Source organism: Phyllobacterium sp. 628 (assembly GCF_014189505.1).
Taxonomy (GTDB): Bacteria; Pseudomonadota; Alphaproteobacteria; order Rhizobiales; family Rhizobiaceae; genus Phyllobacterium.
Window position 1 is genome coordinate 1,284,462 of sequence record NZ_CP050301.1, and the last position, 14,175, is coordinate 1,298,636.

General features: G+C 55.7%; 15 protein-coding genes and 1 tRNA gene. 7 read left to right on the forward strand and 9 right to left on the reverse strand.

Annotated features, from left to right (window positions below):
• Positions 1-61: 61 nt before the first annotated feature.
• The 4 genes from HB779_RS07885 to HB779_RS07900 all read right to left on the reverse strand — a co-directional run bounded on the left by HB779_RS07885 (position 62) and on the right by HB779_RS07900 (position 2,329).
• The gene (locus tag HB779_RS07885) at positions 62-679 is read right to left on the reverse strand and encodes a hypothetical protein (RefSeq protein WP_188345180.1); all 618 of its coding nucleotides are present in this window, start codon (positions 677-679) and stop codon (positions 62-64) included.
• 110 nt (positions 680-789) lie between these two features.
• Positions 790-1,473, reverse strand: a complete 684-nt coding sequence (locus HB779_RS07890; RefSeq protein ID WP_188345181.1) for a hypothetical protein — start codon at positions 1,471-1,473, stop codon at positions 790-792.
• Complete coding sequence (locus HB779_RS07895) at positions 1,455-2,099, reverse strand: hypothetical protein (RefSeq protein WP_188345182.1); 645 nt, start codon at positions 2,097-2,099, stop codon at positions 1,455-1,457. Before HB779_RS07895 ends, HB779_RS07890 begins: the two co-directional genes overlap by 19 nt.
• Positions 2,100-2,253: 154 nt before the next feature.
• A tRNA-Thr gene (locus HB779_RS07900) sits at positions 2,254-2,329 on the reverse strand.
• A 279-nt stretch (positions 2,330-2,608) separates the two neighbouring features.
• Here HB779_RS07900 and HB779_RS07905 point away from each other — a divergent pair.
• The 3 genes from HB779_RS07905 (at position 2,609) to HB779_RS07915 (ending at position 6,343) form a co-directional block, all read left to right on the forward strand.
• Positions 2,609-3,097 (forward strand): (2Fe-2S)-binding protein, encoded by a 489-nt coding sequence (locus HB779_RS07905; RefSeq protein WP_188345183.1) that lies wholly within the window; start codon positions 2,609-2,611, stop codon positions 3,095-3,097.
• An 87-nt stretch (positions 3,098-3,184) separates the two neighbouring features.
• Entirely contained in the window at positions 3,185-5,530 is a 2,346-nt protein-coding gene (locus tag HB779_RS07910; RefSeq protein ID WP_188345184.1) for a xanthine dehydrogenase family protein molybdopterin-binding subunit, read from the forward strand.
• A 12-nt stretch (positions 5,531-5,542) separates the two neighbouring features.
• The gene (locus HB779_RS07915) at positions 5,543-6,343 is read left to right on the forward strand and encodes a xanthine dehydrogenase family protein subunit M (protein WP_188345185.1); all 801 of its coding nucleotides are present in this window, start codon (positions 5,543-5,545) and stop codon (positions 6,341-6,343) included.
• A 12-nt stretch (positions 6,344-6,355) separates the two neighbouring features.
• Here HB779_RS07915 and HB779_RS07920 read toward each other — a convergent pair whose 3' ends face one another.
• Positions 6,356-6,835, reverse strand: coding sequence for an Lrp/AsnC family transcriptional regulator (locus tag HB779_RS07920; protein WP_188345186.1), 480 nt, complete (start codon positions 6,833-6,835; stop codon positions 6,356-6,358).
• Between the two features lie 97 nt (positions 6,836-6,932).
• Here HB779_RS07920 and HB779_RS07925 point away from each other — a divergent pair, with 97 nt between their 5' ends.
• Positions 6,933-7,862, forward strand: a complete 930-nt coding sequence (locus tag HB779_RS07925) for a DMT family transporter (RefSeq protein ID WP_188345187.1) — start codon at positions 6,933-6,935, stop codon at positions 7,860-7,862.
• A 22-nt stretch (positions 7,863-7,884) separates the two neighbouring features.
• Here HB779_RS07925 and HB779_RS07930 read toward each other — a convergent pair whose 3' ends face one another.
• Entirely contained in the window at positions 7,885-8,454 is a 570-nt protein-coding gene (locus HB779_RS07930) for an XRE family transcriptional regulator (RefSeq protein WP_188345188.1), read from the reverse strand.
• A gap of 38 nt (positions 8,455-8,492) precedes the next feature.
• Here HB779_RS07930 and HB779_RS07935 point away from each other — a divergent pair, with 38 nt between their 5' ends.
• On the forward strand, positions 8,493-9,002 hold the full coding sequence (locus tag HB779_RS07935; RefSeq protein ID WP_305848990.1) for a GNAT family N-acetyltransferase: 510 nt from the start codon (positions 8,493-8,495) through the stop codon (positions 9,000-9,002).
• On the opposite strand, the gene HB779_RS07940 is transcribed toward HB779_RS07935, so the two are convergent.
• Positions 8,999-9,961, reverse strand: coding sequence for a nitronate monooxygenase family protein (locus tag HB779_RS07940; protein ID WP_188345190.1), 963 nt, complete (start codon positions 9,959-9,961; stop codon positions 8,999-9,001). The two genes, HB779_RS07935 and HB779_RS07940, sit on opposite strands and share 4 nt — an antisense overlap.
• 309 nt (positions 9,962-10,270) lie before the next feature.
• On the opposite strand from HB779_RS07940, the gene HB779_RS07945 reads away from it, so the two are divergent.
• Both HB779_RS07945 and HB779_RS07950 read left to right on the forward strand, forming a co-directional pair.
• Positions 10,271-11,383, forward strand: a complete 1,113-nt coding sequence (locus tag HB779_RS07945) for a hypothetical protein (RefSeq protein ID WP_188345191.1) — start codon at positions 10,271-10,273, stop codon at positions 11,381-11,383.
• Positions 11,384-11,389: 6 nt separating this feature from the next.
• A complete protein-coding gene (locus tag HB779_RS07950) occupies positions 11,390-12,301 on the forward strand; it encodes a methyltransferase domain-containing protein (protein ID WP_188345192.1) in 912 nt (303 codons plus the stop codon).
• Here HB779_RS07950 and HB779_RS07955 read toward each other — a convergent pair.
• Both HB779_RS07955 and HB779_RS07960 read right to left on the reverse strand, forming a co-directional pair.
• Entirely contained in the window at positions 12,298-13,098 is an 801-nt protein-coding gene (locus tag HB779_RS07955; RefSeq protein WP_188345193.1) for a TIGR02186 family protein, read from the reverse strand. The genes HB779_RS07950 and HB779_RS07955 overlap by 4 nt on opposite strands.
• The gene (locus HB779_RS07960) at positions 13,095-14,030 is read right to left on the reverse strand and encodes a sulfite exporter TauE/SafE family protein (RefSeq protein ID WP_188345194.1); all 936 of its coding nucleotides are present in this window, start codon (positions 14,028-14,030) and stop codon (positions 13,095-13,097) included. The genes HB779_RS07955 and HB779_RS07960 overlap by 4 nt, the downstream gene beginning before the upstream one ends.
• Positions 14,031-14,175: the final 145 nt, after the last annotated feature.

The window sequence follows — 14,175 nt, forward strand, 5'->3', positions numbered from 1 at the left end:
GTTTGTTAAATACTGCTTATGAAAACAACTTTTAGGGGAATGGGTGGTGTCTGTTGAGTATTTAGACGCCAGGCATTTCAGCAGCTATAGAGGTTAGAATCTTGCTGATGTTGGACGCTCCAGATGAAATGCGGCCATCAATGAAATGTGGATATCCGTTCTCAGACTCAAATATGTACGAAGTCTCAAAATCTCGTACTGCATCTTCCGGGATGTCTACGCCTTCTTTGCCCAACATTTCGTAAGCGTGAACCATGAAGTTAAAGAGGCAAGGATTGATGTTAACGGCGAGTCCGTACCAGTGAAATTTCGTTGCACAAGCAGCCCTAGTACTTTCTCGCCGTTTTTCCACAGTACCTTCAATTGCACGCTCCACTTGATCTCGACGAAGAATACAGAGCACGGATAGGTCGCTTATGCCAGTCATGGGTACGACTCGAACATTTGCACGGACCTCCTCGACGTGATGGGTCAAATTGCGGAGCGCCTTAAGTGCCATAAACTCCTGGAATTGGTGAAAGTCGGCGCCAGTCGCGTTTTTCAGCTTATCGTTGAGACTATGGGTGGCATTTAATACACCGAAAAGCGTATCTGCATCTGCCTTAACGCATTGACGTTGATAGGCTCGAAAAAGCCGGCCTGCAGCCTCTGCAACGTACGCATCATTAGCACGAGACATTCTTGTTTCTCCTCCATAGGCCGAACATAATTACGCCCTACCTCCGACGTGCATAGCAACTATTCAAATGGCTGACCGCAGTGTATTTTAAGCTTCAAGTTAGATCAGTATCATCGACCTGACTTAACGGGCTCTTTTGCAGTAACAGCGAGAAAGCCGGGCGACGCGCTCAAACCAGATATGGGTGTTGTCCAAAATTCTGGAGCGGCAGCACAGTCCGACGCCTCCGGGACTGAACCATCCCCGACGTAGTCAATATTGCTAATGCTCCATTCGGATGCGATCGATTTAGCTAGTTTGCTATTCTTTGTAGCGACTAGGCCCGATTTTTCCGCGATGCCATGCTGTGCAGCTTTGATGACGCTAATTGGCGTTTTAGCACATGGGACTTGTCCAGCTTTTATTCCATCAAGGACAACGAAATAGGAGTTTCTTTCCCCATCATATCGCCACTGTGCTGAGTTTGTTAAAGGTTTTATCGGCTCTCCAGGCAGACTTCGACAGTTTTCGGTTGTCTCTTGCAATTGATCCATTTGCACATCTTGGGTGGTTTCGGAACCGCAAATGCGAAACTTTACTATCTTTGAGTTTCCAAAGCTGTAGTAAAAACCGAGGTCAAATTGCCCATTCATTAAGACAGCATACTTAATATTATCCCCTGAGGCGGCCACCGACATATCGATTCCTTTATAGAACCCCATCTCGTTCTGACCGCCCTCGATTAAACTGGTCTGGGCGGGCGCCAGCGAATTTGTATTCAGTAAAACTAGGAATATTATTGTTCTCTTTTCCATCGCTTCAGCCCTCGCAACGGTAGGAAGTTATTTCCATCAATAGACTGCGCAAAGAGAATGCCTTCATCATCTTTGACCGGGCAGAGGGCATAAGTAAATTTCTGCGTAGACATAATATGCTTGTATAAGTGTTGTTTTTTGCATTCGTTGAACATTTGGCTCGTGCGTTCTCCCATGACAAAATCATGTGCACTAAATGGTTGGCGAAAAAAGACGGTAGCTGCCTTATCTTTCCAGATTTTGTCGCTCTGCTCCGTTGCTGATTGGTTCGCAACAAAATAAATAAATTCTAACATTAGAACTGAAAATGTTGCTATTAGAGATGCCTTTAATACCCAGTTAGAAATATAGGGAGAGGCTTTCAAACAAACGAATCTCCCACGTTTAGTTGCAAAGAGCCCTACGGCGATCAGAATCGCCAAACCAAAACCCATGAGGAAGAGACAATGGGAGAAGACGTTGAACGAATAAGCAAGGACGACAGGAATCGGCAGGTCGACTTCGTGGATTGATATCGAAAAACTGGATAAATATGCAGAAAGATAAATTATCCCAGTTAAATATACAAAGGCGATGGGGAAAGTTGCCGCAATTATATCTATAAATTTTTCTGATGTTTTTCCCAATTGTTATCGCGCTCCAGCCAGGAATTACTTTGGCAGCTGGATTTAACAGCGTCAATATTAACCATTATGGGTATCTCTGAGAAGCCAAAATTCTGGTTATTACTTGTTGTAATTGACTCGGCGAGAAGGCTTCGCGAAAAGTTGTATGCATAAATGGTGCCGCTTCCCGGAATCGAACCGAGGACCCCATCATTACGAATGATGTGCTCTACCAACTGAGCTAAAGCGGCAGGGAAGCAAGTTCCCGATCCTTGATCCGGCCATCAGAAATGTGCCGGAGGATGACGCGCCTGATACCGTCATTGCAGCCGGATTGCAAGCCCCGCAGACGAGAGGTTTAGGCCCGGCGCGTCAAAATTTCTACTTTCACAAATACTTGTTGGCTGCGGCGAAGCCAAATTAGAATTTTTCTATTTTGCCGATAGACATGTGCGCTGGAGCGGTTAATCTTTGCAGCGTGGTCATGCGGCCCGGGAAGTGGCACTGACCAAGCGTTCTGGGAGGAACCGATGGCCAAAGTCGAACTGGTGGTCAATGGGCGCGCCGTCAAAGGCGAAGCTGAAGACCGCACCCTGCTTGTACATTTCCTGCGTGAAAATCTCGGACTGACCGGCACCCATGTGGGATGCGACACCTCGCAATGCGGCGCTTGCGTCGTCCATGTGGATGGCAGGGCCGTCAAATCCTGCACCATGCTGGCCGCACAGGCATACGGCTCCGAGGTAACCACCATTGAAGGGCTGGCTCTCAACGGGGAGTTGCATCCGGTACAGGTCGCCTTCCGCGAACATCACGGTCTGCAATGCGGGTTCTGCACCCCCGGAATGGTCATGTCTTCCGTCGATATGATCCGCCGTCACCCGGAAGGGCTCGATGAGGCCACTGTGCGGGCCGAGCTGGAAGGCAATATCTGCCGCTGCACCGGCTACCACAACATCGTCCAGGCCGTGCTCGACGCGTCGGACAAAATGGGCAAGGGCGCCGTCAAGGCCGCCTGATCAATGTGATTTCAGTCTTGCAGACCGCTTTCGGCCAAAGACACCTAAGACATTTTGGCCAAGCGCCTGCGACAGGGAGGAAATGTCATGGGTGTCGAAGGAATTGGAGCGCGCGTTCTTCGTAAGGAAGACAAACGGTTTTTGACCGGCAAGGGCCGCTATACGGATGATATGGTGGTGCCGGGCATGAAACACGCCGCCTTTGTGCGCAGTCCCCATGCCCATGCCAAAATCACCGGGATCAATACGGATGCGGCGAGGAAAATGCCGGGGGTTATTGGCGTTCTCACCGGCAGGGAATTGAAGGCCGACGGGATCGGCAATCTCATCTGCGGCTGGATGGTGCATTCCAAGGACGGCACGCCGATGAAAATGGGCGCTTGGTCGCCGTTGGCGACGGACGTCGTGCGCTATGTCGGCGATGCGGTGGCGATTGTCGTTGCCGATAGCAAGGGCGAGGCGCGCGATGCTGCCGAGGCCGTGGATATTGCCTATGAGGAATTGCCGGTTTTGGTCAATGCCACCGCAGCCTTGCAGCAAGGTGCGCCGCAGCTGCATCCGGAAGCGCCGGGCAATCTGATTTTCGACTGGGATATCGGCGATGAAAAGGCCACGGCGGAGGCTTTCGCCAAAGCGGCGCATGTCACCCGGCTCGATATTGACAATAACCGTCTCGTGCCCAATGCGATGGAGCCGCGCGCCGCGCTCGGCCTTTATGACGAAGCCGAGGATCATTACACCTGCTGGACGACCTCGCAGAATCCGCATGTGGCCCGCCTTGTCATGAGCGCGTTTTACAATGTTGCGCCGGAGAACAAGCTGCGGGTGATCGCGCCCGATGTCGGCGGCGGTTTCGGCTCGAAGATTTTCATTTATCCCGAGGAGATCGTCTGCCTCTGGGCATCGAAGAAGACCGGCGTGCCGGTGAAATGGGTGGCGGACCGCAGCGAGAGTTTTCTCTGCGATGCCCATGGCCGCGACCATGCCACCCATGCGGAAATAGCCTTCGACAAGGACCATAGAATTCTCGGTCTGAAGGTTGAAACGATCGCCAATCTCGGCGCCTATATGTCGCTGTTTTCGAGCTCGGTGCCGACTTATCTCTATGCGACGCTGCTGTCGGGCCAGTATGACATTCCGGCCATCCACGCCAATGTGAAGACGGTCTATACCAACACGGCACCGGTGGATGCCTATCGCGGTGCGGGGCGGCCGGAGGCCTCCTATGTGCTCGAGCGCATCATGGAAACGGCGGCGCGCGAACTGAAACTGTCGCCGGCCGAATTGCGCCGCAGGAATTTCATCCGCTCCTTCCCGCACCAGACGCCTGTCATCATGGCTTATGATGCGGGTGATTTCGACGCGACGCTCGATGCCAGCATGAAGGCGGCTGATTATGCCGGGTTTGAACAACGCCGCACCGAAGCCGCCGGGCGCGGCAAGCTGCGCGGCATCGGCATGAGCTGCTATATCGAGGCTTGCGGCATTGCGCCATCGGCGGCGGTCGGATCGCTCGGTGCGGGGGTGGGCCTGTGGGAAAGCGCGGAGGTGCGCGTCAACGCGGTGGGCACCGTCGAGATCCTCACCGGCTCGCATTCGCACGGGCAGGGGCATGAAACCACGTTTGCCCAGCTCGCCGCCGAGCGCTTCGGCGTGCCTCTCGACAGCATTTCCATTGTCCATGGCGATACGGACAAGGTGCAGATGGGCATGGGCACCTATGGCTCCCGCTCGGGTGCCGTCGGCATGTCCGCCGTGGTCAAGGCCATGGATAAGGTCGAGGCCAAGGCCAAGAAAATTGCTGCACATCTGCTCGAGGCCGATGAGGCCGATATCGAAATCAAGAATGGTGACGTGCGCGTCGCCGGTACTGACAAATCGCTGCCATGGTTTCAGGTGGCGCTATCGGCCTACACCGCTCACAATCTGCCCTCGGGCATGGAGCCGGGCCTGAAGGAAACCGCTTTCTACGATCCGACCAATTTCACCTTCCCGGCGGGCTGCTATATTTGCGAAGTGGAGATTGATCCCGATACCGGCGCCACGCAGATTGTCCAGTTCGTCGCCGCCGATGATTTCGGCAAGATCATCAACCCGATGATTGTCGAGGGGCAGGTGCATGGCGGTTTGGCGCAAGGCATCGGCCAGGCGCTGCTTGAAGGCACGCATTATGACGAAACCGGCCAGCTTCTGACCGCCAGCTATATGGACTACACGATGCCCCGGGCGCTGGACCTGCCGTCTTTCAAGGTGATGACGACGGAAACGCCGTGCCCGTCCAATCCGCTCGGGATCAAGGGCTGCGGCGAGGCGGGAGCTATCGGGTCGCCGCCTGCTGTCATGAATGCCATCACCGATGCGATCCACAACAACAACCTCACCATGCCTGCGACACCGCAAAAGGTCTGGGCGGCCATTCAGGCGGCAAAGTAAGGGAGAAGCGCCATGTATGAGACACACTATCATCGGGCCACTTCGGTCGAGGACGCCGCCAAAAACATGAACGCTGCGGAGGATGGAAAATTCCTCGCGGGCGGCATGACGCTGATCCCGACGATGAAACAGCGGCTGGCGTCGCCCAGCAATCTGATTGACCTGCGCCATATTCCGGGTCTGAAAGGCATCACCATCACGGGCCGGACCGTACGCATCGGCGCGGTGACGACGCATTCCGATGTCTCGACCCATGCCGAACTGGCAAAACTCTGCCCGGCGATCACGTTTCTGGCGGGGCATATCGGCGATCCGCACGTGCGCAACATGGGAACGATCGGCGGCTCGGTTGCCAACAATGATCCGGCGGCGGATTACCCTACCGCGCTGCTGGCCTTGGATGCAACCGTCGTGACCAGCCAGCGCTCGCTGCCCGCGTCGGAGTTTTTCGTTGGTCTGTTCGAAACGGCGTTGGAACCCGACGAGATTGTTACTGCTATCGAGTTCACCGCACCCGACAAAGCGGCTTACAAGAAGTTCCCCAATCCCGCTTCGCTCTATGCGGTCGCAGGCGTATTCGTGGCCAAGTCCGGCAATGACGTGCGCGTTGCTGTGACCGGCGCTGGCGAGAACGGCGTGTTTCGGGCGGATGAACTGGAAGCGGCGCTCACAAAGAATTTTAACGCTGCGGCGCTGGATGACGTGACGGTTTCAGCCGATGGCCTGATGTCGGATATGCATGCCTCGGCCGATTACCGCGCCAATTTGGTGAAGGTCATGGCCAAGCGTGCAGTGGCCGAGATTGCGGGGTGAGGATATATCCGTTCAAAGCGGTGGCAAACGGCGAAGCACACTTGAAGATTTGATCACCGACGTGCTGGTCACAGCGTGTTCCGAAAGCGCTTCCAGCACGCGATCCATTTCTTCAATGGAATGGACAACCAATCGTCCCAAAAATGGATCGTCGCCTGTGATCTTGTCGCATTCGATGAATTGTGGCGTTTCCTGAATAATCTTCTCGACGATATGCAACTTTCCCGGCAACGGTCTGATCCTGACCATCGCGCGGATTTGGTAGCCCAGCGCTTTTGGATCCACATCAAGTACGAAACCGCGAATAATCCCTGCATCTTCTAACCGGCGTACACGGTCGGACACGCCGGGGGCAGTCATGCCCATTTCCCGTGCAAGTTCACTCATCGGCAGCCGTGCGTTGGAATTGAGAAGCACGAGGATTCGAGCATCCGTAACGTCAAACGCTGAATCTTCAGAATGAAGATTTTTATGCTTTTTGATTTTCGACATTGTTCAATATTAGCTCCATATTTCAATTTCTCACCATATAATTACGTGTTCAAATCATTGATTATCGGCGATCATTTTTAAAATCGCGAGTCCCCCCATGTTTCTTGGTATTCTTGCCGGTCTTGCGACCGGGGCCCTCTGGAGCCTGTCATTCATCGCCCCGCGTATCGTTGCACCGTTTACTGCTTGGGATATTACGGTCGCGCGCTATGGTCTCTTCGGCCTCATCTGTGTTTTGCTCATGCTGCATCCGCGTTTTCAGCCGCGACGTCTAGGCTGGAGAAGAATAGCTATTGGCTGCGCGCTGGGCGGCTTAGGCTATGTTGGTTATTTTATCTGCGTGGCTTATGCGGTTCGATTGGCGGGTACGGCCATTCCACCGCTCATCATCGGTACCATGCCAGTTGTACTCGCGGTCATTGCAAATGCCCGTGATAAAACCATCCCATGGCGGTCGCTCCTTTTGCCTCTTGGTTTGACGGCGTCAGGAATTCTCCTCGTCAATCTCAGCACTGTTGGCACAATCGGTGTGGAAGACCGCACAAACCTTTGGCTGGGTATCTTTTTCGCAACCATGGCGCTGGCGATCTGGGTGATTTACGGGATGGCAAACGCCGCCATCATGAAAATGCCGGATGCTCCCGATGGCTTGCGCTGGACCGGTGTCCAAGGCTTGGGTGCGGGTCTGGTTGGCCTTGCCTTGGCGCCATTTACCTCGTTCACTTCCGCTACGCAGTTCTGGGATGCCGACGGTTCGCGTTTTCTAATGTGGGTGCTGATCATGGCCATAGCGGCTTCCTGGCTGGCCACTTTCTGCTGGGTTTTCGCATCCCGTCGCTTGCCGCTTGCACTGTCGGCGCAACTGGTTGTCGCTGAAACGGTATTTGGTCTCTTGCTTGGCTTCACTTTTGAGCAGCGCTGGCCGACACAAGCTGAATGGCTTGGCTGTGGTTTGCAATGTGTGGGCGTTGTTACGGCGATAGCAATATTCGCGCGGTCAATCCGTCCGCGTATTGTCAGCAGTTAAGACTCAATCCACAATACTCACGCTACCTCTTACTCAACACGATCACCGCATAGCGGCACGGTTCATTGCCGTCATTGGCGAACACGCAATCATTGGGTGTGCTGAGTTCCAGGCAATCGCCCGGTTCCAGGATGTGGGTAATATCGCCCTCAGTGAAGGTAAGTCTGCCGCTCAAAACCCAGATCAGCTGGCGCAGGAAAATGTAGGCCGAAGCGGGCAGCGGGACACGCGTCTTTGGGGGCAGGTCGATATGCACCACATCCATCGGCAGGTCCGAGGCAGGTGAGACATGGCGGCGGATATAGCCGCTGTCCGGGTCGATCCAGACGGGCTGGTCCTTGTGGCGCAGTAACCGTCCCTCCTGCATTTCAGCCCGCGCCATCAGCGTTGACATGCTGAGTCCGAATGCGCCGGAAAACCGCGCCATCAGCATCGCCGTTGGGCTGCTCTGGCCGCGCTCCACCTTGTTGATCATGGCGCGGGAGACACCGGATTTTTCTGCAAGGTCGGTCAAGGACCAACTGCGCGCCTCCCGCTCGATACGGATACGGGCACCAATTTTCTCATCGACATTATCTATTTTATGAGACATATTGAAACTATAGTAGACGAATATAAAGGATGCAAGTTGTGATCGTGCGTGCGGCCGTGGAGCCTGATCTTCCCGTCATTCTGGAAATCTACAATGACGCGGTGCTCAATACGACCGCGATCTGGAATGAAACGCAGGTCGATCTGGACAACCGTAAGGCGTGGCTGCAGGACCGGCTGTCAAAAGGTTTTCCCGTGCTTATCAGCGTCGATGACGCGGGGCAAATCACCGGCTATGCCTCATTTGGCGATTGGCGTGCCTTTGATGGCTATCGCCACACGGTCGAACATTCGGTCTATGTCCATAAGGACGCGCGTGGCGGCGGCATCGGCAAGACACTGATGCTGGCGCTGATCGACAAGGCGCGCGAGCTTGGCAAGCATGTGATGGTTGCCGGGATAGAATCCGGCAACGAAGCCTCTATCCGCTTGCATGAAAAATTGGGTTTTCAGACGGTTGGCCATTTGCCGGAGGTCGGGACCAAATTCGGCAAATGGCTTGATCTGACTTTCATGCAGATCACACTCGACAAAGCCGCGGCGCGTTAGGCCGCGCAGAGCCTGGCCTTGGCCTCGCGGTATTCGCGCCCGAGGCGCTCGACATATTCACCAGCACCCAGAACTTCCTTGATCGCGCCGATACCCTGACCGCAGCCCCAGATATCTTTCCAGGCCTTGGCGCCGGTGGTCGCCGCTTCAAAATCCATCTTTGAAGGATCGGCTTCCGGCAGGTGATCCGCGTCCATCCCCGAATTGATAATGGACGGCTTCAGATAGTTGCCGTGAATGCCGGTGAAGTAATTGGAATAGACGATGTCGGACGAGGCCGAGTCGACGATCATCTGCTTGTAGGCATCGACGGCGCGGGCTTCCTTTGTCGCGATGAAGGGCGAGCCGATATAGGCAAGATCGGCACCCATGGCCTGCGCCGCCAGCACCGCTTTGCCGGTGGCAATCGCGCCGGAGAGCAGCAGCGGCCCGTCAAACCATTCGCGGATTTCCTGAATGAGCGCAAAAGGCGACAAGGGTCCGGCATGGCCGCCCGCACCCGCAGCAACCGCAATCAATCCATCCGCGCCTTTGCGGATGGCGGAATTAGCATGACGGTTGTTGATAATGTCATGCAGCACGATACCGCCATAGGAGTGGATGGCCGCATTGACTTCAGGCACAGCGCCGAGGGAGGAAATGACGATCGGCACTTTGTACTTCACGCACATCGACAGATCGTGCTCAAGCCGCTTGTTGGAGCGGTGAACGATCTGGTTGACGGCAAAGGGAGCGGCGGGTCGATCCGGGTTCTTCGCGTCGTAGTCGCGCAGCCCCTCGGTGATTTCGGCCAGCCACTCGTCAAGCTGGGCCTCCGGACGGGCATTGAGAGCAGGGAAAGAGCCGACAATGCCAGCCTTGCATTGCGCCAGCACCAGCGCCGGGTGCGAAATGATGAACAGCGGCGCGCCAACGACAGGAATGCGCAGCTTCTTCGTCAGGATTTCGGGCAATGCCATGTTTTTCCTCCCATGGGATAAATATTGACGTTTCCGTAAACGTAACTCTTTTTAGCAGACCGTGTGGCGTGATCAAGCGAAAGGTTGGTGGCGATTTTCCCTGTTTGATCCGGCAAATATACCGTTGCAGACAGGTCCATGCAGCTTTCAGTTGAATCTAGTAAAGATGATCCGCGCGATACACCGCAAGTCCCCCTTGGCACAGATAACCGCTAAAACCGTTGGCAACCGTTTCAAACTGAATTTAGCTTAAGACGAAAAGCGCCATCATTGCGCCGTGGTACTCTTGAATAAGCAGTCAAATCGTCTATGGCTACCGGTCATACGAGCTGCTCTGAAGGGGAAATCGTCGAGTTGGAAGCGATTGAACAAGCCATCCGGAATGCTTTCGCCAAAGCGGATGTAAGCAACCCTGCCGTTCGTCAGAAAATTTACGAATCAGCCTGGACCGCACACGAGCGTTCTTTGACCGCCAATGGCGCGTTGGACGAGGTCGAGCGCGAAGAGCGGCGTGAACGCCTGAAATCGGCTATTACCCGCATTGAGGCTGAATCCCGGGATCCCTCGCGTCTTGCGCCCGAACCGGTTGCAGAACGGCGCGAGCCCTCCCTATCCGTTGAATCGGCACAGCGTGTTGAACCTGCGCAACGGCGCGAACCAGCGTCCGGCCGGGTGGAACCCAGCCTGAGCGGTGCCGCTGCGCCGGAATTGGAATCACCGGACCGCAGCCGGGCCGATAATTACCGCCCTGCGCATATGCAGCCACGGCAGAAAAAGACGCGCGAGCGCAAAAAGGCCAGCGGCCTTACCAAGTTCGTCATCATTTTCGTCATCCTTTTGGTTGCCCTTGGCCTGTTGTGGCTTGTCGCGTCGGGGCTGATCCATTCCAAACCCGCCGGCAACAGCACGCCTCCAGCGTCAAGCAGTGGCCCTGCCGTAGGCAGCCACGAGCCCATGAAGGGAGGCCAACTTTCGGCCGAAGGCAATTGGATTACGATTTTCGATCCGTCCGATATGACACGCGTCTCCGTGGCGGGCCGGGCGACTGCCACCGTTACAGGCGACAATCTGCAAAAATCCCTGAAGATCAAATCACCGGGCGAAACCGATGACATTACCTTTCAGGTGGGACAAGGCGTTCTTCAGCAGCTGGTGGGCAAGCACGCTATTTTTGATATTATTGCCAAGGCCGAGGATGGAACAGGCACGCAGATGGCTGTCAGCTGTGATTTTGGCGGGCTCGCCGAGTGTGGGCGCAAACGCTACGACGTCACGGATGCGAGCAATGAATATCTGTTTGAACTGCAATTCCCCGACGGCAAGAAGGCCAGCACTGGCGGTCTGATCAAGATCAATTCGGACATAGCCCGCACCGGCAAGGCGATCGACATCTTTTCGATCCGCGTTCTGGTCTCGAACTGAACTCGAATGGCGCGGGCGTTTCTGTCCTCCGGTGATCTGATCGCGGACCGCCGTGCGTCCTACGCCGATATGCTGTTTGAGTCCGGCGATCACGTGGCCGCCGCCGATCTGATGCGCCAGGCTTTGGAAATTGTGCCGGACTGGACCGCCGGTCTGTTTCGCCTCGGCGAAATGGAAGAGGCTGCGGGGGACGAGGATGCCGCTGCCGGGACATGGCGGCGTCTGCTCGAACTTGATCCGGGTGACAGGTTTGGCGCCACGCTGAAACTTGCGGCCTCCGGTTATGCGATAGTGCCGGACAATCCGCCCGCCGCCTATGTCGAAACTCTGTTCGACGCCTATGCGCCGACCTTCGAGACGGCACTTTTGCAAAAACTGCATTACCGCGTGCCGGAACTTCTGGCTGCAGCGATCAAGACGGCAGCGCCTGCACGGCACTATCGCTCGCTGCTGGATATTGGCTGCGGCACCGGATTGATGGGTGATTATTTCCGCACCGGCGCCGATCATATGGCTGGTATGGACCTCTCCGAAGCCATGCTGCAAAAGGCCGGGGAAAAGCACATTTATGACCGCCTGTTTAAAGGTGACATCAATGCACTCGACTATCCCGCCGGTTCAGCCGATCTGATCATCGCTGCGGATGTGTTTGTCTATGTCGGTGATCTCGAAAAGGCGTTTGCCTGCATCACCAACGCATTGAGCGCCGATGGCCTGTTGGCGTTCTCGGTGGAGAACCATAGCGAAGAGGGCGAGCTGATCCTGCAGTCCTCGCTGCGCTATACCCATTCCGAAACCTATGTCCGCCGCCTGTTGGCTGAGCATGGCCTGACACCACTCACCATTGCGCGCGAGGCGATCCGCTTTGACCGGGGTGAACCTCTGCAAGGGCTTATTGTCGTGGCAAAACGCGCCTAGTCCTTGCGGAACATCAACCGGCCCATCCAGCCGGTGACAACAGCCAGAAACACCGCAAACAGACCATAGAGCAAGCTGTTCTCATGCGCTGCCTTGTAGATGCGGTACTCAAGTCCGGCCTTGACGATGTTGAGGCTGGTCGAGCTTTGCCGCAGGAACTCGCCGTTGCGGAAAAGGAACGCCCGCGCGATATGCTTGCCCACCGGCACATTGGCGGGGAGCGACAGCGTGGCGCGGAACAATGTTGATGACAGGAACTGCACCTCGCCCGGGCGCTGGCTGTAAAGGTTCTGCTTGAGCTTGAGCCGTGGCAGTTCCTTGGTGAACTCGCGCAGCGACGCGCTGGAGTTGAAACCATCGGGCATGGGTTCATAGAAAATATTGTTCACGCCAAGTGCCAGCTGGGCAAAAGTCTTGGGAACCGCAATATCCTGCAGGGGGCGGGTGGATGCCAATGAATAAGATGCGGGAATATTCTGGAAATTGACGGATTCCGAATTGATCCAGATACCAAAATACCGGTCCTTGCGCCGCACGACAAAACTGCGCTCCGGGCCCTGAAGGATCACCACGATGTCATAGCGCCCTTGCCGCTGGATCAGCGGATCGGCATTGTCGAGTGCACCAAACACTGTGAGATCGGTGCCGCGAAAGCCAGATGTAATGGCTATCGTATCGGTGGAGAGACCGATTTCCACCGTCTCCTTGTTGCCCTCGACCTGCTGTGCCATTGCAGGTGTGTTGCCCGCAAGTATCACCGCAATCAGCACGAAGACAGTGACAGCGAGGGTTCTCATGATGACCCCGGCGTGGCCAGTGCAATAGCAATGGAATAGAGATCGTCCGGTGTGACAAACAGCTCGATGGCAAGCCGCAGGCCTACCGCCAGAACCAGCGTGGCCAGTAGCGCGCGCAATTGTTCACCGCGCAGTTTCTGGCCGATGCGCGTGCCATATTGCGCGCCGATGACGCCGCCGCTCATCAGCAGGAACGCCAGCACGATATCAACCGACTGGTTGGTCGTTGCCTGCATGACTGTGGTGAACGCTGTCACGAAAACGATCTGATAAAGCGACGTGCCGATAACCACGTTGGTCGGCACTTTCAGCAGGTAGATCATGGCCGGAACCATGATGAAGCCGCCGCCGACACCCATGATCGAGGAGAGAAAGCCGATGGCCGCACCGAGCGTCAGGATCGGGATTATGCTCACATAGATCTTCGAGGCGCGGAAGCGCATCTTGAAGGGCAGACGATGCACCCAGTTATGCTGCCCCGGCTTTTTCAGCGTGGCAAGCTGTCCGGCCTTGGTCCGGCGCATGGCCCTGATGCTTTCCACCAGCATCAGGCCGCCGATGGTGCTGAGGAAAATGACGTAGAGCAGCGATACGATGAGATCGAGCTGGCCGAGCTGGCGCAGCAGCACGAAGACGTAGATACCGACTGCCGCGCCGATAATACCGCCTATGACCAGCAGCGTCCCCAGCTTCACGTCGAGCGAACCGCGTTTGAAATGCGTCAGCGCCCCGGTGAAGGAAGATGCGATAACCTGGTTAGCGCCGGTGGCAACGGCAACGGCGGGCGGGATATTGTAGAAGATCAATAGCGGCGTGATCAGGAAGCCGCCGCCGACGCCGAACATGCCGGACAGGAATCCAACCGCTGCCCCCATGCCGAACAGCACGAAGATATTGACCGAAATCTCGGCTATAGGCAGGTAGATACCCAATTCAGACCCCGAACCCGTCACGGTGTTATGGCGATTGTTCGCACACCATGATGACAGCAATTCTTTAATGCATTCTGCGCACGAGACTGGAACAGAACGCCTTGAAGTTTCTTGCCTTTAGGCGGGCGTCAAGTCAAACCGAAGT

Excerpts from the sequence above, each read along its gene's own strand:
- HB779_RS07885 (WP_188345180.1), bottom strand. The coding sequence starts at position 679 with ATGTCTCGTGCTAATGATGCGTACGTTGCAGAGGCTGCAGGCCGGCTT.
- HB779_RS07890 (WP_188345181.1), bottom strand. The coding sequence starts at position 1,473 with ATGGAAAAGAGAACAATAATATTCCTAGTTTTACTGAATACAAATTCG.
- HB779_RS07905 (WP_188345183.1), top strand. The coding sequence starts at position 2,609 with ATGGCCAAAGTCGAACTGGTGGTCAATGGGCGCGCCGTCAAAGGCGAA.
- HB779_RS07910 (WP_188345184.1), top strand. The coding sequence starts at position 3,185 with ATGGGTGTCGAAGGAATTGGAGCGCGCGTTCTTCGTAAGGAAGACAAA.
- HB779_RS07915 (WP_188345185.1), top strand. The coding sequence starts at position 5,543 with ATGTATGAGACACACTATCATCGGGCCACTTCGGTCGAGGACGCCGCC.
- HB779_RS07920 (WP_188345186.1), bottom strand. The coding sequence starts at position 6,835 with ATGTCGAAAATCAAAAAGCATAAAAATCTTCATTCTGAAGATTCAGCG.
- HB779_RS07925 (WP_188345187.1), top strand. The coding sequence starts at position 6,933 with ATGTTTCTTGGTATTCTTGCCGGTCTTGCGACCGGGGCCCTCTGGAGC.
- HB779_RS07930 (WP_188345188.1), bottom strand. The coding sequence starts at position 8,454 with ATGTCTCATAAAATAGATAATGTCGATGAGAAAATTGGTGCCCGTATC.
- HB779_RS07940 (WP_188345190.1), bottom strand. The coding sequence starts at position 9,961 with ATGGCATTGCCCGAAATCCTGACGAAGAAGCTGCGCATTCCTGTCGTT.
- HB779_RS07945 (WP_188345191.1), top strand. The coding sequence starts at position 10,271 with ATGGCTACCGGTCATACGAGCTGCTCTGAAGGGGAAATCGTCGAGTTG.
- HB779_RS07950 (WP_188345192.1), top strand. The coding sequence starts at position 11,390 with ATGGCGCGGGCGTTTCTGTCCTCCGGTGATCTGATCGCGGACCGCCGT.
- HB779_RS07955 (WP_188345193.1), bottom strand. The coding sequence starts at position 13,098 with ATGAGAACCCTCGCTGTCACTGTCTTCGTGCTGATTGCGGTGATACTT.